Raw genomic sequence first — 18,490 nt, forward strand, 5'->3', positions numbered from 1 at the left:
GTTATTTCGCCAGGTTGAAGTTTTTCAGCTTAGCGGCGTTGCTGTCGTCAATCAGCACGCAGTCCATCAGCTGCTTCTCCTGTTTCTGCGCTTTGCCGTTCTTCAGAAAGTAATCCGCCTGCGTGACCGCCATCTGCGCCTGATCCCAGCCCGGCTGCAGCACTGTCGCTTTAATATTGCCTTTGTTGAGGATCGAATCGCGGGTGTAGTCGCTGCCATCAAAGCCCACCACGATTACCGATGTTTTCCCGGCGGCTTTCAGCGCGGCTTCGGCACCCAGCGCCATGGTGTCGTTACCGGAGATGACGCCCACGATGTTGGGGTGTTTCTGCAGCAGGGTTTCCATGCGGCTGAAGGCTTCGGTCTGGCTCCAGTTGGCGCTCTGCTGAGCCACCATTTTCATGTCGCTGTAGTCATCCAGCACATCGTGATAGCCCTGCGACCGCACGCCCGCGTTGGTGTCAGACTCTTTGCCGAGCAGTTCAACATAGTCCCCTTTACCGCCCAGCAATTTCGCAAATTTCTCCGCGCCCAGCTGCGCCCCCTGATAGTTGTTAGAGACGATTTGCGCCACCGCGATGCCGGTTTTGTTGATCTCCCGGTCAATCAGGAAGGTCGGGATCCCGGCATCTTTGGCTTTCTGCACCGGCCCGACGGTGGCATCGGCCCCGGCGTTATCAAGAATGATCGCTTTCGCTTTGCGCGCAATCGCGGTCTCAATCAGCTGGTTTTGCTTGTTTACGTCATCATCGTGCGACGCCACCAGGGTGGCGTAACCCAGCTCTTTGGCTTTCGCTAAGGCCCCTTCCGCCTCGGCTTTAAAGAACGGGTTGTCATGGGATGGGGTGATAATCGCCAGCAGGCCTTGCTCTGCCGCCAGCGCGGTCGCTGAAAAGGCGAGCATCGATGCGAGCAGGGTCAGTTTGATCAGAGGACGAGTCATTATTTTTCTCCGCTTGAATATATATTCACACGCGATTTTATATGCATAATGACTATGCGCCCGCGCTGACGTGCCGTCCAATGCGCGATCGTCAAAAAGCGAAAACGATCACAAATTAGCCTGCGTTGTGATTTTGATCATCCTGGTTAACAATACCGGGCAGAATCAGAGAGGGAAAAACCGATGGCAAAACAGGATGAACAGCGACTGATGGTAAAGATTGCCACCCTTTACTATGTCGAAGGGTTGAAGCAGTCAGAGATTGCGCAGTCGCTGACCCTATCGCAGTCGTTTGTCTCACGCATTCTTAATCGCAGCGTGAAAGAAGGTGTGGTCAAGATCAGCGTGGTGCCACCAGCCAACGTCTACCCTGAGCTGGAAAAGGCCATTGAGCAGACCTATAACCTGCCGCAGGCGATTGTGGTGGATGTGCCGGATCAGGCGTCGCCGCTGCAGATTAAGCAGGCGATTGGATCGGCGGCCGCTCACTATCTGGAGACCCGACTGCGAAACGATGAGCTGATTGGTATTTCGTCGTGGAGCGGCACAATCCGGGCGATGGTGGATGCGCTGCATCCGCTCAACAGCGCCTGCAAAGGGGTGATCCAGCTGCTGGGTGGCGTCGGGGCTAACGGCAATGTGCAGGCCACGATTCTGACGCAAAATCTGGCGGCGCTGCTGAACTGCCCCGCCTGGCTGCTGCCGTCCCAGTCGATTGAGCATTCGGTCAGCGATCGCCAGCGGCTCTCTGCCAACGCGGAGGTCGCCGAGGTACTGAGTAAATTTGAGCAGGTCGATCTGGCGATTGTCGGCATTGGCGATCTGGAGCCGTCGGCACTGTTACGTAATTCGGGCAACTACTACGATGGCAGGATGCTGCAAACGCTGGCAGCGCGCGGTGCGGTAGGCGATATCTGTCTGCACTATTTCGACGCCTGCGGACAGCCGGTACTGAAAGCAGAAGAAGATCCGGTGATTGGTATGGAGCTGGCACAGGTAAAACAGTGTCCACAGGTGGTCGGGCTGGCAGGCGGAAGAGAGAAAGCGCAGGCGATTCGCGGTGCGCTGCTGGGCGGCTATATCAAGGTGCTGATCATCGACTATCCCACGGCGCGGCTACTGCTCACGCCGCAGGATTAATCACAACCGGTCAGATAGTGCGGTAAGCCGTGGTGACTTTCCAAAGATAGCGCGGGGCCTGCGCCGCCGGATGCTTGTTCTGCACATGCTGATAGAACTCATCCGGTGACATGGCATTGATCATCGCAATGGCCCGATCGCGATCGCTGGAGAAGGTCCGCAGTAACGCCCCTGCGCCGTTGGCATAAGAGACGATGGTGGCATAGCGCAGGGTCAGCGGATCGCGGATGCCCGACAGCGCGGAGTTCTGCAGAATGCGGATATAGGCGGTGCCGATATCAATATTTTTGGCCGGATCGCGCAACTCGGCATTCGATGGCTGACCACGACGGCCCAGCGTGCGATAGACTTCGCGCCCGGCGGTCGAAGCTTTAATCTGCATCAGCCCCACCGCATTTGAACGGCTCACCACGCCCGGATTTCCACCCGACTCGACACTGATAATGGCGCTGATCAACTTCTCATCAACGCCATAATGACTGGCGGCATCTTCGGTAAACATCGCCCAGGTGCCATTGACGCTGGACGGCGGTGCCTGAGTTAACGGCGTGTTGCGCTGCTTAACGGCATGGTGCGGTGGCTCGCTGGCACAGCCGGTCAGGAGTAACGCTGAGAGTATAAGGTGTCGGATTTTCAGCAATTTTTCATCTCGTAGCTGTTGTGGCGAATGCTATCATACCCAGGCAGCCTGAGAGCAAAATTACCGTTTATCCTAAATGCATGAAAATGCGGCGCGTACCGTGACTTCAGCGGCGCTTTTCGCCATCATCGCCGTCAGTCAGGCGCTAACAGCAGGAAAGTATGATGATTTCACGTTCAGTTCGTCTTATCTCCCCCTCCGGTTACTGTCACAATCAGCCTGCGGCGCTGCAGGGCATTGCACGACTGCGCGCGGCCGGCCATCAGGTAGAGAACGAGCAGGTGATCACCCGCCGTTTTCAGCGCTTCGCCGGTACGGACGCGGAGCGCCTGGCGGATATCAACCAGCTTGCCAGCCTCAGCACGCTGCCCGATGTGGTGCTGGCGGTGCGTGGCGGTTATGGTGCCAGCCGGTTACTGGAGTCCATCGACTACATCGGCCTGCAACGCCGGCTGCTGAATCAGCCGCTGGCGCTGTGCGGCCACAGCGACTTCACCGCGATTCAGCTGGCGCTGCTGGCGCAGGTCGGCCTGATTACCTTCAGCGCACCGATGCTGGCCGGTAACTTCGGCGCCGCGACCTTATCTGAATTTACCCTTCACCACTTCTGGCAGGCACTGACTTCACCTACAGTAGAGGTGACATGGCAAAGCGAAACGCCTGATGAGGGCGAATGGCAGGGTACGCTGTGGGGCGGGAATCTGGCGATGATCTGCTCACTGATTGGTACGCCGTGGATGCCGCAGTTTGAGAACGGCATTCTGGTGATTGAGGATGTGAATGAGCATCCGTTCCGCATTGAACGCATGCTGATTCAGCTGCAGCAGAGCGGCATTCTGGCGCGACAGCGGGCGATCGTTACCGGTAGCTTCACCAGCACAGCCCTGACAGAATATGACAACGGGTTTGACTTCAGCACCGTCTGGCAGCGACTGCGTGACACCACCGGTCTGCCGCTGATTTGTGGATTAGATTTTGGTCATGCCGCTGACACCGTAACACTGCCTTTGGGTGCCAGCGCACGATTAGCGGTCAGCCAGGGCCACGCCCGTTTGCAGGCGACCGGGCATCCCGTCCTGCGGGAATAGCGTTTGTTTCAGGAGATCGACATTGAAGCCGTTGTATGACGATTTGTGGATCTCAACCCCGGAATTTCCGGTGGAAGATGCCGTTAATGACCTGATGATGCATGGCTTTATGCTGCGTCACCCGCGCGGCAATCTGTTGATTGGCCGCGTAGAAAATCCGCTCGATCATGAAGTCATGGCCGATACCGGCGGCGTGATCCGCCACTATCTTACCCACTGGCATGAATCCGCGCCCGGTGCGGCGCTGATCCAGCAGCGCTTCAGCAGCGCACTTTACTGCCATAGCCGATCGCTGGGCCCCATAAGCCGTTTTGCTGAGCCTGATGACACCTTTTCGCAGCAGGAGACGCACTTCGGGGATTTCCATCTGCTGCCAACGCCAGGACACACACCGGGCAGTTGCAGCTATCTCTACACCTCGCCGCTGGGGCTTACCTATCTGTTTGTTGGCGATACCGTGACGCGTTCGCATGACCGCTGGATCACGGTGCTGGTGCCGGACAGTAATCCGGCTGAACTGAGTCAGACGCTGGAGTTTTACCGCTCCCTGCGTCCCGACGTGGTACTGATGAGTACCACGCGCGGGCATCTCTCCTGGAAAAAAGTCACGCTGCAGAGCTGGCTGGCCGCCATTGATGAAGCTGAACAGCATCCGCTGGATTTGCGACAGCAACCGTTGTTCTGATTACAGGGCTTTCGTCAGATAGTGGCGCTGATGATGCCGCGGATAGTTATCCAGGCTGAAGCGCAGCGTATAGCCGAGCTTTTCATAAAACGGCCGCGCCTGAAAACTGGCGGTATCCACCTGGGCAAAGCGGCAGCCGCGATCACGCGCCTCCTGCTCTGCCGCCTGCATCAGCTTGCTGCCCGCTCCCTGCCCGCGCAGCGCCTCACTCACCCACAGCATATCAATCCGCAGCCAGTTTCCGGCGGTTGATCCGGTCAGTCCGGCCAGCTTTCTGCCCTGGTCATCACGAATAAACACGCCGATCGATCTGATCTCATCAATATTAATATATTTGCTGTTGAACGCAGTCAGACCCAGCCTGACTTCATCCAGATCCTGCGTCGTGACCTTATCGGTAATCTCGGGTTGCATAGTGGCTCCGGGGGTTAAGTGTCGGAGTGCTGACGATCGTCGTAGCGCTCCAGGCTCAACGCATCAACATCGCGTTTTTCGCTGCGGCTGCAGGGCAGCAGTTTATCGCTGTCGCGGTAGACAAAAAAGGTCGCCTGGCTGCGCTGGTTCACAATCAGCTGATCGCCATTGCGAAAGCGGGTAATCGCCACCTTATCACCCGCCTCTAAACGGGTACGCTGCTGACCAGCGGCAATCTGGAAATGCCCCGGCGGCCACATTAACGTGGTTAAACCATATTCGGCACGCGAAACGGTCATGGTTGTCCGGCCGGGACAGTTAAGCTGAAATTCCGTCTCGCTCCAGGCGGGTGCGATGTGACAGGCCAGCAGGCCCAGGGCAATTAATGCTGCCTTCATGCTATGTCTCCGCTGATTTTATTGAGGTTTTTTAGCTTAACACATCACAGGACAGAGAAGGGACGCGGGGTAACCCACAGCAAGACCATTGAAAGATAGAATCGGCGTGCGAAGAAATCTGAAAGTTGAGAAAAAATAAAGTAATCCGGCCAGCGTAACAGGCTGCCACACTGACCGGATATGATTATTCGGCTGCTACCTCGGCGGCCACTAACATCAGTGCCAGCCCGGCATTCTCGCTATCATAAGCCTGCATTGCTGCACGTATATCCGCTGAACAAGCGATCACCTGTTGCTTCTTATCGGCTTCTAACTGGTCAATCGCATGGCGAATAATCATTAGACTTGCTTCTTCTTCGTTCATCATTTATCCCTGAATTTGCCTAAGTGGTGCGCAAAGAAGCCAAGAATAACGTTTATTGATAAGCAAAGTCACCCTTTTACATTCCTGTTGCTTAACGATTAAACAAATCTCAAACAGGAAGCGCAGCGTAAACTGCTATGATTAAGTAATCAGTGACGCAGCAGGATAGACTCTGCGCCACGAAACTCCCAGGGATTGAAGCAGGTAGAAAATCATGATGCGTCTCAGCATTTTTATCCTCATCGCGATGGTGACTGGATGTTCATCTGGCCCGAAAGGGGTGGAATGTCCGGGTGAGGTCTCGACAATTTATGGTCAGTCTTTGGGACAGACCCAGGGCGTGATTTTTGATCTGGTTAATAGCTTCACCGTGACCCGGGATAAGGTCAGCGTTAAGAGTGGCCCGCTGCAGTCGCTGGATCGGTTTAAATATGTTCCCTCCGCCGTCACGCCTGAGGGTTATTACGCGCAGCGCCTGTCAGATAAGCAGTTCCGCCTGATCAACCCTTACCAGGACACCCAAATCACCTGGACCTGTCCATAAGTGATGAATCCTGCTGCCAGATGGTTTATTGTCAGGAAACGTCAAGCAGCAGGTCTCCCCGATGGAAAAGCGTCTGGATAACAACGGTTATATCGACTTCCCCTTCCCCGCCACCCGCAATGCGGATGGCTCCGTGAATCCCTGTGGCTTTGATCTGACGCTGGAAACAGGTCGCCTTGAGGAGATCGCGGTGCTGAACCATTCAGTGAATCTGCGGCGGCTGGTCGAGGAGATCAATCTGCAGGAGGGGCTGTTTATGACCCTGGCCTGCGACTGGCAGCAGCAGGCAGATGCGGTCTGTGGCTTTATCGATGTGGCTTTTCGTCCCGACCTGCCGCAACACGGCTTTGAGGAGGCGCTGCAGCTGGAAGCGAACTTTTATCGCTACCTGACCGGGCAGGAGCAGCAACACCAGATGCCCGCCGAGACGCTGGTCAATTATGCCCGCTCGGTACTCGACTGGAGCTGGTCGCCGCTGCGCCAGCGTCAGCGCGATTATGAAAAGATCACCATTCAGTTCTATTGTCCGCAGGCGGATGACGCCGAATGGTGTTTTGATCATCTGCGTCACTTCCTGGTGAGCGTCTATCCGGCCTGCGTCGCCGCCCGTTCACTCTGATCTTCATTGCCCCCGGAGTCGCTATGCGTTCTGCTGCGCTGTCTGCTGTCACGCTGTTCTGCTCACTGTTTTTTGCCACTGCTGCCCAGGCCGATCGCTGCCAGCAAATTCGCGCCGGTCTGGATATCGGTTCCGGCACCACCAAAATTGCGGTAGCCCGTGTCAATGTCTGCCAGCTGCGCATCGAAAAGATGCTGTATCAGGATCAGCGCGCCGTGGCCTGGAACGAGGCTTTAGCCCACTCAACAGATAATCAGCTCAGCCCGGCGATGACTCATGAAGGTGCCGCCGCCCTGCAGCAGCTTTTAACGCAGGCACAGCGCTTTCATCCACAGCGGATCAGCGGCGTTGCCACCGCGGTGTTCCGCAACGCCAGCAACGGTCAGGCGGTCATCGAACAATTGCAGCGCCAGACCGGTGCGCAAATCAGCATCATCTCGCAGCAGCAGGAAGCGAAACTCGGTTTCCTCTCGGCCAAAGCCGCGCTTAACGATCCGGCGATCCGTGATGAGCAGCTGCTGGTCTGGGATATTGGTAGAGGATCGATGCAGATGACTGCCTGGCGACAGCAGGCGGGTCAGCCGGTTGCAGATATCTATCAGGGCAAACTGGCCTCGGTAACGCTGAAAAATTTTATTCTGACGGTGCTGAAGAACAGCCCGGAGGCCAAATCCCCAACCCGATTGGCTCATGGCGGCAGTCGGTGCTGCGCTTTGTGCAATTTTATGCCGCTAATGAGGTCAGCCCGCAGATTAAACAGGATCTGGCAAGCCGTCAGGTCATTGGCATCGGCGGCGTCCATGGTTTTTCAATCCGCAATCAGTTACCGGGCAAACCCCATCGTTACAGTCTGACGGCATTAAGTCAGCTGTCGCAGCAGCAGGTCTGGAAAGGCGACAGTGAACTCCCGGGCGACTACCGGGTTACTGATGTCAGCAATCTCTTACTGGTTGAAGGTTATATGCAGGCGCTGAAAATCAATGAGGTTACGATTGTTGAGGCCAGTCTGATTCAGGGCGTGCTGCTGCAGTAGCGCAGCGTTTCCGCACTATGCTATATCTCAGGCTTAATCAGCCGGATAGCATGATCCAGCATCCGCTGCTCATCCCGTTCACTGTGGGCCCGCTGCTGACGTATACGTTTAAGCAGGTCGTAGATTTCGCCACGGCGAGTGTCATGGCCGCGCTCCGACAGCACAATGACCGCATCGCCAATGACCCGGCAGACTTCGTCATAGTCGTCATCATTCAGTGCATCACGTTTCATTGCTTATCCTCCGGGTGTAGCTTTAACTATGGCTGTGGCAGCGCCTGAGTGCGCCTCTCTTTCCAAAGGCTAGACAGTAAATCCCTTACCCGCAAACGCAGCGCCATTAACAGCCAGAAATGATTTTTTAGCCCATTTTCCTCCGCTGGAGGAGCAGAATTCACTATCTTTGCTACGCTTTGAGGGTCTCACTCAAAACCAAGGAGCAATAAATGTCAGGAAAAATTGAAGATAAAGTAAAAGAAGCCGCTGGCGCAGTTCAGGAACAATGGGGTGCAGCAACCGGTTCATCTGAGCATCAGGCTAAAGGCGCAGCACGCCGTTACACCAACCAGGCAAGCTATGCTGCCCGCGATGCTGCTGACTGTATCAAGGATCAGGTTCAATCCAATCCTGTTGCAGGTCTGGCCGTTGCTGCAGGCGTTGGCGTATTCATCGGCTTCCTGCTGGGCCGCAAATAATCGCGCTGAACGTCAACAGAACGGGAGCCACTGGCTTCCGTTTTTTTTTGCCTGGACGCCTTCCTCCGGCTGAGAAACATCTGAAAGATAAGCCTTTTGAGGTCGGATTGCGGTAAGTATCTATGCTTAGTCTGGTTTCGTCTCTTTCTGACAACATCAAGGTGATCTTATGAAAACAATTCCTGCCCTGCTGCTGGTTGCAGCAACCTTAACCTCTCTGGCGGGCTGCTCGCAGAAGAGCGACGCGATTAAAGATGATGGCCGCCCTCATGCACCAAGCGGTCAGTCGTCACCGGGCGGTACGCTGGGTTCAGGCCCGGTGGGTCAGCCACAATCGTAATACCCTGCCCCGGCACACGTGCCGGGGTTTGTTTTATCGCATGTTTTGTAATACATAGAGATCACAGAATAATTCCGCTAATAATTAACCTGCTATTAGTTATGGCCGGAATTAGAACATTTTCCATAGTTTCCTTTTTATAAGAATCATCCCATCTCTTTTTAATAATCCCTTACTTCCTTTACACAATTCTGTATATATACCCTGAATAAACAACATTAAAACTGTGGAAACAATTTAAACGAAACGTCTACGGCCGCGAAAAATAAACCTTAATAATGAACTTTAGTCGCAGAAATATTCTCTAATAACTCACAACACCTTTTGTTAAATATTATTGATACGTTTAAGAGAATTCACACGTGAAGAAAAAAAAGATTTATCTGATAGACCGAATTTTAACGCTCTATTCTCGATTTTCCAGCAGAACAAAACCACAGGCCTTGCAAGACCTGGCCCCACAAACAGTGGTGATTTACTCCACCACGGCACTGGGCGACTTTCTGATGAATACGCCGGCTATCTGGAGCCTGAAAAATCGCTTTCCCGCCAGCAAGTTTATTCTGGTTTCAAGCAAGAAAAATAAGGATCTTGTCAGCCGTTATAACTGGTTTGATAAGATCTATATCTGGGATAACAAACTGGCGAATTTTTTACCGTTGTTTTTCAAACTGCGCCGCCAGAAACCTGACCTGTCAGTAATATTACACGCCCATTTCCCCTACGATATTATGAGCTCGGTACTGACCGGAAGTAAGGTGATTGTGCGCGATCATTACGGCCGCGAGTCGCCTCTGCTAAATAAATATCTCGATCACTATTCAGGCTATTTTGATGACCATACCATCAAGCGTAAGCTGAAACTGATTGAAGTCCTGGGCGCAGAGACAGAGCAGACCCGGATGCACCTTCCAGAACTGAACAACATTCCGACTGCAAAGGCTGACCATCGCCGTATCGGTTTTCAGTTAGGGGCATCAAAAGATATTCGCCGCTGGCCGCTGGCCTCCTTCAGCCAGCTGGCGACAGCCTTGCTTGAACGCTGGCCTGACACGGAAATTATCGTTACCGGCACCGCCGCTGAGCAGCCTCTTGAGCAGGAATTTATTGAAAGCCTGCCACTGCACTGCCGTCAGCGTGTGACGCCGATGGCGGGTAAAACGAATCTCAGCGGCCTGATTAGCCTGATTCGCACGCTGGATGTGCTGGTTACCGGGGACACCGGTCCACTGCACATCGCCGTGGCCGCGCAGACGCCGACGGTCAGCCTGTTCTCCACCGCCAATCCGCGCTATACCGGTCCCTGCCAGGACAGCGATCGCCACATCATTATTCATCGCCCGGATAAAACCGCCTCACAGCATCCGATGGCAACGATCAAGGCGGATGAGGTCGGGCAGGCCGTGGCGAAGCTGGTGGGGTAATGAACGATCTTTCTCAAGCCATCATTGCGCTGATTGAGCACCACAATCAGCCAACCGCACTGGGCTGGTTCCGGAAAGTGGATCGGACGGGATTTCATCTGCAGCAGTTACCGCTGAGTGAGGTGGACTTTGCCATTCTGATGAGTGACTTTTTTATCACTTTCGGCGTCTGTTCAGAACAGTATGATGAAGCCCGCTATTTTCCGGAGCCGCGCCGACGTCGCTTTGCAGTGGCAAGCTGGTTTACTGCGGGCACAGCACAGCCTTATCGTCCACTGACGGTCGCCATGCTGTGTGAAGCGGCCAGACTGGGACGCTGGCCTGAAGAGGATTACTGAGTAATGGTATGGGCGAAGGCGTCATAGACCTCGCTGCTGCTCAGCGCGTTGACCTCACGTGACGCCGGTTGCAGCACCTGATAATTAACCTGCCACGGGTGCCAGCACGCCGGATCGCTGTCGCCAAACAGCGCGACAACCGGCAATCCCAGCGCCGCACCTATGTGCATTGCCCCGCCATCACTGCTCACCAGCCCCTGACACAACGACATTGCTGCAATTAACTGCGGCAGGCTGGTGGTAGCCACCGCCTTGATCGGCAGATGCGGGCAGAGCGCCATAATTTCACGCGCTTTTTCATCATCTCCCGGATGACGCGGATTATCACGGCTGCCAGGTGACCAGAGCAGCATAATCTGGCAGGGATGACGCGCCGCGATTTTTTCAGCCAGCCCGGCAAACCGCGCGGCTTCCCATTGCTGGCTCGGCTTGCGGGCGCTGATCTGCAATGCATAGACCGGAACAGCTGGATCAATCGCACAGGTGTCACGCAGGCTGGCCGCGATTGCCGCATCCGGCAGCAGCGTCAGTTTGCCTGGCGCTGTGACGCTGAGATTGAAAGGCCGCCCCAGGCTAAACAGGGTTTCACTGATATGACACGGCGACTGGCTGGGTGGCGGCAACAGATCGGTAATCAGCGGATGGGGATGACCCAGTGCGATCACTCTGGCGGGACGCACTGTTTTAACCCACTTCAGGCCATGCTGATCCCAGCGGCTTTTTGCCAGAATTACTACATCGTAACGCTGTTTTTTCAGCGTCAGCATCAGCTTCAGTCGCTGTAAGAGGCAGGCCAGTCGTCCCTGCCCTGCCTCACGGTGATGCAGTTTGGTGTAATAGAAGAGCTGCCGGATATCGGGATTATGCTGCAACACTGGCGCAGCGTAATTGTTAGTCAGCACGTCGACCTGATGCTGCCCCGAATGCGCCAGCGCACTGATCAGCGGCGTGGTCAGTAAGGTGTCGCCAATATTATCCCGACAAATAATTAAAACCCGCATGTCTGACATCCTCTGCGCACAGGCTACGCCGTTCTGGCTGAATAAAAGTAAGACTCGCCCGGTTAACGTTCTGAAAACGGTAACGTAACGGTATAGTCAGCAAATTAGTCAGCGCAGTGTCAGATTGGTTCCATAGTTGCGATATTGTTAAAATATGAGGCCAGCACGACAGACCAGAGACAGGCCTGAATTATTAACCGGATTATTATTTTTACGGCGTCGGCCCTGCCGGGCCAGCGTTTAGAAAGGAAAAGGCCGCCCATGGCGGCCTGAGGTCTTTGGCTTGATGACCGGGATCGGTCAGTCGGCGCGGGTTGTCAGCAGGCTGATAGCCAGCGTCATCACGGGTTCCGGGTTGATTCCGGTAAACATTTGATGAATTTTTTCAGAAATGGCTTCACCAGTCACAGGCTTATTTTCAGCCACGATTTCCATCACCGCCTGTCCAAATAGCAGGCGACATGCCGCAATAGCATCACTTACCGCTTCATCATCCATAATGCTCTCCCTCTGTATCGGCAGAAGCGTACACGTCTGCGGCAACCGGATCATGCGTAACTCTATTTTTTTGTGGTACAGGTTACAAAAATGAATCAGCTGTAAGGATCAAATAACGTGGCCCGACACATTTAATGCCGGGCGCTTAACTGGTACTGAAAGAGATTAACAGAGGGTCGTTTAACAAATCAGGCGTGACAGGGTGGATGACAGATATGCGTTCACTCACTCTTTTACCGTGGCATCAGACAATTCAATTTGCAGAGAGAGTAAAATGCCAGTCAGCGGGAAATGATTTAGCAGCACTCTCACGGAGTAAATGTCTTAAACAGCACGGTGCGAAAGCAATAAGCGCTTAGATGAGTAATCGCTATAACGATGATCGAGGAAAAGACGGGATTGTGGTTGCTGTGTGAAGGTGATTTTATGAAGAGTTTTGGGGAAAGAAGGCGTGAAATAAAAAGCCAACACGATTTTTACATTCGTGTTGGCTGTATGTTACGTAAAGCCGATTACATATTTTCGATGATCGCGTCACCAAACTCTGAACATTTCAGAAGTTTAGCGCCATCCATCAGGCGTTCGAAATCGTATGTCACGGTCTTGTTAGCGATAGCGCCTTCAACACCTTTAACAATCAGGTCAGCCGCTTCGAACCACTCCATGTGACGCAGCATCATTTCTGCGGACAGAATAATTGAACCTGGGTTCACTTTATCCTGACCTGCATACTTAGGTGCTGTGCCGTGGGTCGCTTCGAACAGCGCACACTCGTCACCGATGTTGGCGCCTGGAGCGATACCAATACCGCCAACCTGCGCTGCCAGAGCGTCGGAGATGTAGTCACCGTTCAGGTTCATACAGGCGATAACGTCATACTCAGCCGGACGCAGCAGGATCTGTTGCAGGAACGCATCAGCAATCACATCTTTAACGATGATCTCTTTGCCGGTGTTCGGGTTTTTGAACTTCATCCACGGGCCGCCGTCGATCAGTTCGCCGCCGAACTCTTCTTTCACTAACTGGTATCCCCAGTCTTTGAAAGAGCCTTCGGTGAACTTCATGATGTTGCCTTTGTGAACCAGGGTCAGTGAATCACGATCGTTAGTGATGGTGTATTCCACTGCCGCGCGCACCAGACGTTTGGTGCCCGCTTCTGAACACGGCTTAACGCCGATACCGCACTGCTCAGGGAAGCGAATTTTCTTCACGCCCATCTCTTCGCGCAGGAACTTGATCACTTTGTCCGCTTCGGCAGAGCCCGCTTTCCACTCGATACCCGCATAGATATCTTCGGAGTTTTCACGGAAGATCACCATGTCGGTCTCTTCAGGACGTTTAACCGGGCTTGGCGTGCCTTTGTAGTAACGTACCGGACGCAGGCAGACGTAGAGGTCAAGCTCCTGACGCAGGGCCACGTTTAGTGAACGAATACCGCCGCCGACCGGGGTGGTCAGTGGGCCTTTAATGGCCACGCGATATTCTTTGATTAAGTCGAGAGTTTCCTGTGGCAGCCAGACGTCCTGGCCGTAGAGTTCAACTGACTTCTCACCGGTGTAAATCTCCATCCAGGAGATCTTACGCTCGCCGTTGTAGGCTTTCTTCACCGCCGCATCGACGACTTTCAGCATTACCGGGGAAACATCAACACCGATACCGTCACCCTCAATGTAAGGAATGACCGGATTGTTTGGCACTGTGAGCTTGCCCTGATTCAGGGTGATTTTCTGACCTTCCGCCGGAACAACTACTTTGCTTTCCATTAACCTCTCCTGGGCGTTTGTTAATGATTTGTAAGATGCGCGTCAATACTACTTGAATATTTCCGCCACGCCAATCACCGCAATTTCACGTTATAATGCGCCGAATGTTTCTGACTGCAAAGCCCATGCGAAAAACTTCTCAACGAATTCACCAGGATAAACGATTCAGCCGCCCGACGCGTGATGCGCGGCGTTCCCCTGCCCGCCCTGCGGCTCCGCACCGCGTGATTCTGTTTAACAAACCGTTTGACGTGTTACCGCAATTCACCGATGAAGCGGGCCGCCGAACACTGAAGGATTTTGTCAGCGTCGCTGAGGTTTATGCCGCAGGTCGCCTCGACCGCGACAGCGAAGGATTGATGGTGCTGACCAACGACGGCGCGCTGCAGGCTGCGCTGACTCAGCCCGGCAAACGCACAGGTAAGATCTATTATGTGCAGGTGGAAGGCGAGCCACAGGAGACGGATCTGCAGCCTTTGCGGGATGGGGTTAATCTGAAAGATGGGTTGACGCTGCCCGCTGGGGTAGAAAAAGTGGCTGAACCTGAGTGGCTCTGGCCACGTCAGCCACCTATACGCGAACGTAAAAACATCCCGACGCAGTGGCTGAAAATCACGCTGTATGAAGGCCGAAATCGACAGGTTCGCCGGATGACCGCCCACATTGGCTTTCCCACATTGCGATTGATTCGGTACGCGATGGGGAGTTATTCGCTGGACGATCTGGCTCCGGGCGCGTGGCGCGAACTCAGTGAAAGTGCTCTCTGAAAACCGGTTTTTTATAACCTCAGGTTAACAATTGCGGAGAAGTGATGTTTAAACCTCATGTTACTGTCGCCTGTCTGGTTCAGGCAGAAGGTGAATTACTGGTGGTGGAAGAGACGATCAACGGTCGCCCCACCTGGAACCAGCCCGCCGGGCATCTTGAAGCGGATGAAACTCTGCTGGAAGCCGCAGAGCGCGAACTCTATGAAGAGACCGGCATCGCCACGCCGATGCACTATTTCATCGCGATAAACCAGTGGATCGCGCCCGACAGTACGCCTTTTGTGCGTTTTCTGTTTGGCGTGGATCTGGCGGAAAAAATGCCAACCCAGCCGCAGGACAGCGACATCGATTGCTGCTGGTGGTTGCCGCCAGCGCAGATTCTCACTGCCTCTAACCTGCGTTCGCCGCTGGTCGCGGAAAGCGTTCGCCTGTGGCAACAGGGCACGCGCTACCCGCTACATCTGGTCAGCCCGTTCCGGTGGCCGTTTCACGAGGGTGCGTGCGCGCCTTCTGCATGATAGAATGCGCCGCCTGTTTTTTTATCGTAATGCGAGCGTGTCATGTCTGACAACAGCCAGAAAAAAGTGATCGTCGGTATGTCCGGCGGCGTCGATTCTTCCGTTTCCGCCTGGTTACTGCAACAGCAGGGTTACCAGGTTGAAGGCCTGTTCATGAAGAACTGGGAGGAGGACGATGGCGAGGAGTATTGTACCGCCGCGGACGATCTGGCGGATGCGCAAGCGGTGTGCGACAAGCTGGGTATGAAGCTGCACAAAGTTAACTTTGCCGCTGAATACTGGGATAACGTCTTTGAGCATTTCCTCGAAGAGTACAAAGCAGGCCGCACGCCCAACCCCGATATCCTCTGCAACAAAGAGATCAAATTCAAAGCGTTCCTGGAGTTCGCGGCTGAGGATCTCGGCGCAGATTTTATCGCCACCGGTCACTACGTGCGTCGTCAGGACGTGGCTGGCCAGAGCCAGCTGCTACGCGGTCTGGATGGCAACAAAGATCAGAGCTACTTCCTCTATACCCTGAGCCACCAGCAGATCGCCCAAAGTCTGTTCCCGGTTGGCGAGCTGGAAAAACCGGAAGTGCGCCGCATTGCCGAACAGCTCGACCTTATCACCGCGAAGAAGAAAGACTCGACCGGCATCTGCTTTATCGGTGAGCGCAAATTCCGCGACTTCCTGGCGCGCTATCTCCCGGCTCAGCCTGGCGAAATAGAAACCACCGAAGGCCAGATCGTCGGTGAACATCAGGGGCTGATGTACCATACTCTGGGACAGCGTAAAGGCCTGGGTATTGGCGGCCTGAAAGAGAGCAAAGATGATCCCTGGTATGTGGTCGACAAAGATGTGGCGCGTAACCGCCTGATTGTTGCCCAGGGCGGCGATCATCCGCGTCTGATGTCCGTCGGCCTGATTGCGCAGCAGCTGCACTGGGTTGATCGCCAGCCGATTACCGCCCCGCTTCGCTGCACCGTGAAAACCCGCTATCGTCAGACCGATATTCCCTGTGAGATTATCCCACACGGCGACGATCGGATTGAGGTGCGTTTCGACGAGCCGGTTGCAGCGGTGACGCCGGGCCAGTCTGCGGTGTTTTACCTTGGTGAGGTCTGCCTCGGTGGCGGTATTATCGAACAGCGTCTGCCGTTAGTGGCGGAGTAAGCGGGCTCAGCCCGCATTGATGACGCGTAAACAGGAGTAACCGTGGCGAAAAATTATCAGGAAATTACGCTGGCGCTGGCGGGCATCTGTCAGTCGGCCCATCTGGTGCAGCAGCTGGCTCAGCAGGGTCACTGCCAGCCGGAGGCGCTGACCGTGTCGCTGCGCAGCGTACTGGACCTCAATCCTGGCTCAACGCTGGCGGTGTTTGGCAACAATGAAGCCAACCTGCGCCTCGGACTTGAAACGCTGATGGCGGTGCTGAACAGCAGCAGTCGTCAGGGTGCAGGTGCAGAACTGACGCGTTACACCCTGAGCATGATGGTGCTGGAGCGCAAGCTCAGCGCCAGTAAAACGGCCATGGCGACGCTGGCCCAGCGCATCACTCAGCTGGATCGCCAGCTGGCGCATTATGAACTGGAGTCAGACACCATTCTCAGCGCGATGGCTGCCATCTATGTGGATGTGATCAGCCCGCTTGGCCCGCGTATTCAGGTCACCGGTTCGCCTGCGGTACTGCAGAATACGCAGGTACAGAGTAAAGTGCGCGCTACCCTGTTAGCCGGTATCCGTGCTGCCGTATTGTGGCAGCAGGTCGGTGGTGGCCGACTGCAACTGATGTTCTCGCGTCAGCGTTTGCTGCGTGAAGCGAAAACCCTCTTATCCCGGCTGCCACTGACTTACTAAGTCGGTGCGGCAAAACACTGCTAAATGATTCAGGAGTTGCACTGATGGAATTATCCTCTCTGACCGCCGTCTCACCTGTCGATGGTCGTTACGGCGATAAAGTCAGCCCGCTGCGTGCGATTTTCAGCGAATTCGGTTTGCTGAAATTCCGCGTTGAGGTTGAAGTTCGCTGGTTACAAAAACTGGCCGCGACCGCAGAGATCAAGGAAGTTCCTGCATTTGATGCCGACGCAAACGCTTTCCTTGATGCGATTGTCGCCGGTTTTTCCGAAGAAGATGCCGCGCGCATCAAAACCATTGAGCGCACCACCAACCACGACGTCAAAGCGGTTGAGTATTTCCTGAAAGAGAAAGTTGCCGACGTCCCTGCCCTGCATGCTGTTTCTGAATTTATCCACTTCGCCTGTACTTCTGAAGATATCAACAACCTGTCGCACGCCCTGATGCTGGAAACAGCCCGTCGTGACGTGATCCTGCCTTACTGGCAGCAGCTGATTACTGCTGTGAAGGATCTTGCCAGCGAATATCGTGACATTCCGCTGCTCTCCCGCACCCACGGCCAGCCGGCTACACCGTCGACGATGGGTAAAGAGATGGCGAACGTCGCTTACCGTCTGGAGCGTCAGTTACGTCAGTTGAAACAGATTGAGGTGCTGGGCAAAATCAACGGCGCTGTAGGGAATTACAACGCCCACATTGCCGCCTATCCCGAAGTGGACTGGCATGCGCTGAGCGAGAACTTCGTCACCTCGCTGGGGATCACCTGGAACCCTTACACCACGCAGATTGAGCCGCACGACTATATTGCCGAAATGTTCGACTGCATCGCCCGCTTTAACACCATCCTGATCGATTTCGATCGCGATATCTGGGGTTATGTGGCGCTGAACCATTTCAAACAGAAGACCATTGCGGGCGAGATTGGCTCATCGACCATGCCGCACAAAGTGAACCCAATTGACTTCGAAAACTCCGAAGGCAATCTGGGCCTGGCGAACGCGGTAATGCAGCATCTGGCCAGCAAACTGCCGGTCTCACGCTGGCAGCGCGATCTGACCGACTCCACCGTGCTGCGTAACCTCGGCGTGGGCGTCGGTTATGCGCTGATCGCCTATCAGGCGACCCTGAAAGGCATCTCGAAACTGGAAGTGAACCGCGATCGTCTGCTGGATGAACTGGATCACAACTGGGAAGTGCTGGCAGAACCGATCCAGACGGTAATGCGCCGTTACGGCATTGAGAAGCCTTATGAGAAGCTGAAGGAGCTGACGCGCGGTAAACGCGTCGATGCCGCCGGCATGCAGGCCTTTATCGACAGCCTGGCGCTGCCGGAAGAGGAAAAAGTCCGTCTGAAGCAGATGACGCCTGCAAACTATATTGGTCGCGCTATCCAGATGGTTGACGATCTGAAATAATGCCCGCCGCAGACCGGCCCAGTCC

At 54.6% G+C, this 18,490-nt stretch carries 23 protein-coding genes and 1 pseudogene; 15 read left to right on the forward strand and 9 right to left on the reverse strand.

The window, feature by feature from the left end; all coding sequences use genetic code 11:
* Window position 1: 1 nt before the first annotated feature.
* Window positions 2–943 (reverse strand): D-ribose ABC transporter substrate-binding protein, encoded by a 942-nt coding sequence (locus EPG66_RS04245; protein ID WP_083068346.1) that lies wholly within the window; start codon window positions 941–943, stop codon window positions 2–4.
* A 183-nt stretch (window positions 944–1,126) separates the two neighbouring features.
* Here EPG66_RS04245 and EPG66_RS04250 point away from each other — a divergent pair, with 183 nt between their 5' ends.
* Entirely contained in the window at window positions 1,127–2,083 is a 957-nt protein-coding gene (locus tag EPG66_RS04250) for a sugar-binding transcriptional regulator (protein ID WP_031594568.1), read from the forward strand.
* Window positions 2,084–2,093: 10 nt separating this feature from the next.
* On the opposite strand, the gene emtA is transcribed toward EPG66_RS04250, so the two are convergent.
* The gene (gene emtA, locus EPG66_RS04255) at window positions 2,094–2,723 is read right to left on the reverse strand and encodes a membrane-bound lytic murein transglycosylase EmtA (protein ID WP_010246204.1); all 630 of its coding nucleotides are present in this window, start codon (window positions 2,721–2,723) and stop codon (window positions 2,094–2,096) included.
* Between the two features lie 164 nt (window positions 2,724–2,887).
* Here emtA and ldcA point away from each other — a divergent pair, with 164 nt between their 5' ends.
* Entirely contained in the window at window positions 2,888–3,811 is a 924-nt protein-coding gene (gene ldcA, locus EPG66_RS04260) for a muramoyltetrapeptide carboxypeptidase (RefSeq protein ID WP_010669878.1), read from the forward strand.
* A 22-nt stretch (window positions 3,812–3,833) separates the two neighbouring features.
* Window positions 3,834–4,496: an MBL fold metallo-hydrolase gene (locus EPG66_RS04265; protein ID WP_010246210.1), complete on the forward strand. Its 663-nt coding sequence runs from the start codon at window positions 3,834–3,836 to the stop codon at window positions 4,494–4,496.
* Here the strand turns inward: EPG66_RS04265 and EPG66_RS04270 are convergent, their stop codons facing one another.
* From EPG66_RS04270 to EPG66_RS04280, 3 genes are all read right to left on the reverse strand, one after another.
* Window positions 4,497–4,910, reverse strand: coding sequence for a GNAT family N-acetyltransferase (locus EPG66_RS04270; protein ID WP_010669877.1), 414 nt, complete (start codon window positions 4,908–4,910; stop codon window positions 4,497–4,499).
* A 14-nt stretch (window positions 4,911–4,924) separates the two neighbouring features.
* Window positions 4,925–5,308, reverse strand: coding sequence for a hypothetical protein (locus EPG66_RS04275; RefSeq protein ID WP_010246217.1), 384 nt, complete (start codon window positions 5,306–5,308; stop codon window positions 4,925–4,927).
* Between the two features lie 184 nt (window positions 5,309–5,492).
* Complete coding sequence (locus tag EPG66_RS04280; RefSeq protein ID WP_010246220.1) at window positions 5,493–5,672, reverse strand: hypothetical protein; 180 nt, start codon at window positions 5,670–5,672, stop codon at window positions 5,493–5,495.
* A 214-nt stretch (window positions 5,673–5,886) separates the two neighbouring features.
* Between EPG66_RS04280 and EPG66_RS04285 the strand changes: the two genes are divergently transcribed.
* The 3 genes and pseudogenes from EPG66_RS04285 to EPG66_RS04295 all read left to right on the forward strand — a co-directional run bounded on the left by EPG66_RS04285 (window position 5,887) and on the right by EPG66_RS04295 (window position 7,868).
* Window positions 5,887–6,216 (forward strand): hypothetical protein, encoded by a 330-nt coding sequence (locus EPG66_RS04285; protein WP_031593460.1) that lies wholly within the window; start codon window positions 5,887–5,889, stop codon window positions 6,214–6,216.
* Window positions 6,217–6,277: 61 nt separating this feature from the next.
* Window positions 6,278–6,835 (forward strand): hypothetical protein, encoded by a 558-nt coding sequence (locus EPG66_RS04290; protein ID WP_022625839.1) that lies wholly within the window; start codon window positions 6,278–6,280, stop codon window positions 6,833–6,835.
* Window positions 6,836–6,858: 23 nt separating this feature from the next.
* Window positions 6,859–7,868: pseudogene (locus EPG66_RS04295) on the forward strand (Ppx/GppA phosphatase family protein).
* Between the two features lie 20 nt (window positions 7,869–7,888).
* Here the strand turns inward: EPG66_RS04295 and EPG66_RS04300 are convergent.
* Window positions 7,889–8,101: a DUF2767 family protein gene (locus tag EPG66_RS04300; RefSeq protein ID WP_069026087.1), complete on the reverse strand. Its 213-nt coding sequence runs from the start codon at window positions 8,099–8,101 to the stop codon at window positions 7,889–7,891.
* A 212-nt stretch (window positions 8,102–8,313) separates the two neighbouring features.
* On the opposite strand from EPG66_RS04300, the gene EPG66_RS04305 reads away from it, so the two are divergent.
* The 4 genes from EPG66_RS04305 to EPG66_RS04320 all read left to right on the forward strand — a co-directional run bounded on the left by EPG66_RS04305 (window position 8,314) and on the right by EPG66_RS04320 (window position 10,664).
* Entirely contained in the window at window positions 8,314–8,562 is a 249-nt protein-coding gene (locus EPG66_RS04305) for an ElaB/YgaM/YqjD family protein (protein ID WP_010246235.1), read from the forward strand.
* 169 nt (window positions 8,563–8,731) lie between these two features.
* The gene (locus EPG66_RS04310) at window positions 8,732–8,902 is read left to right on the forward strand and encodes a hypothetical protein (RefSeq protein WP_010246238.1); all 171 of its coding nucleotides are present in this window, start codon (window positions 8,732–8,734) and stop codon (window positions 8,900–8,902) included.
* A gap of 362 nt (window positions 8,903–9,264) precedes the next feature.
* Complete coding sequence (locus tag EPG66_RS04315; RefSeq protein ID WP_182686073.1) at window positions 9,265–10,326, forward strand: glycosyltransferase family 9 protein; 1,062 nt, start codon at window positions 9,265–9,267, stop codon at window positions 10,324–10,326.
* Complete coding sequence (locus tag EPG66_RS04320) at window positions 10,326–10,664, forward strand: DUF1493 family protein (protein ID WP_069026085.1); 339 nt, start codon at window positions 10,326–10,328, stop codon at window positions 10,662–10,664. Before EPG66_RS04315 ends, EPG66_RS04320 begins: the two co-directional genes overlap by 1 nt.
* Here EPG66_RS04320 and EPG66_RS04325 read toward each other — a convergent pair.
* The 3 genes from EPG66_RS04325 to icd form a co-directional block, all read right to left on the reverse strand.
* Window positions 10,658–11,665: a glycosyltransferase family 9 protein gene (locus EPG66_RS04325; protein WP_031593453.1), complete on the reverse strand. Its 1,008-nt coding sequence runs from the start codon at window positions 11,663–11,665 to the stop codon at window positions 10,658–10,660. The genes EPG66_RS04320 and EPG66_RS04325 overlap by 7 nt on opposite strands.
* 300 nt (window positions 11,666–11,965) lie before the next feature.
* Window positions 11,966–12,163, reverse strand: coding sequence for a hypothetical protein (locus EPG66_RS04330; protein WP_010246253.1), 198 nt, complete (start codon window positions 12,161–12,163; stop codon window positions 11,966–11,968).
* Between the two features lie 512 nt (window positions 12,164–12,675).
* On the reverse strand, window positions 12,676–13,926 hold the full coding sequence (icd, locus tag EPG66_RS04335; RefSeq protein WP_010246256.1) for an NADP-dependent isocitrate dehydrogenase: 1,251 nt from the start codon (window positions 13,924–13,926) through the stop codon (window positions 12,676–12,678).
* A 104-nt stretch (window positions 13,927–14,030) separates the two neighbouring features.
* On the opposite strand from icd, the gene rluE reads away from it, so the two are divergent.
* The 5 genes from rluE to purB are packed head-to-tail and all read left to right on the forward strand — an operon-like array spanning window position 14,031 to window position 18,465.
* Window positions 14,031–14,693, forward strand: coding sequence for a 23S rRNA pseudouridine(2457) synthase RluE (gene rluE, locus EPG66_RS04340; RefSeq protein WP_083068360.1), 663 nt, complete (start codon window positions 14,031–14,033; stop codon window positions 14,691–14,693).
* 44 nt (window positions 14,694–14,737) lie between these two features.
* Entirely contained in the window at window positions 14,738–15,211 is a 474-nt protein-coding gene (locus EPG66_RS04345) for an NUDIX domain-containing protein (protein WP_158131828.1), read from the forward strand.
* Window positions 15,212–15,253: 42 nt separating this feature from the next.
* Window positions 15,254–16,366, forward strand: coding sequence for a tRNA 2-thiouridine(34) synthase MnmA (gene mnmA / locus EPG66_RS04350; RefSeq protein ID WP_010669869.1), 1,113 nt, complete (start codon window positions 15,254–15,256; stop codon window positions 16,364–16,366).
* A gap of 42 nt (window positions 16,367–16,408) precedes the next feature.
* Complete coding sequence (gene hflD, locus EPG66_RS04355; protein ID WP_010246266.1) at window positions 16,409–17,050, forward strand: high frequency lysogenization protein HflD; 642 nt, start codon at window positions 16,409–16,411, stop codon at window positions 17,048–17,050.
* A 44-nt stretch (window positions 17,051–17,094) separates the two neighbouring features.
* On the forward strand, window positions 17,095–18,465 hold the full coding sequence (gene purB, locus EPG66_RS04360; protein WP_010246268.1) for an adenylosuccinate lyase: 1,371 nt from the start codon (window positions 17,095–17,097) through the stop codon (window positions 18,463–18,465).
* Window positions 18,466–18,490: the final 25 nt, after the last annotated feature.

Source organism: Pantoea pleuroti (assembly GCF_014156615.1).
Classification (GTDB): domain Bacteria; phylum Pseudomonadota; class Gammaproteobacteria; order Enterobacterales; family Enterobacteriaceae; genus Pantoea; species Pantoea agglomerans.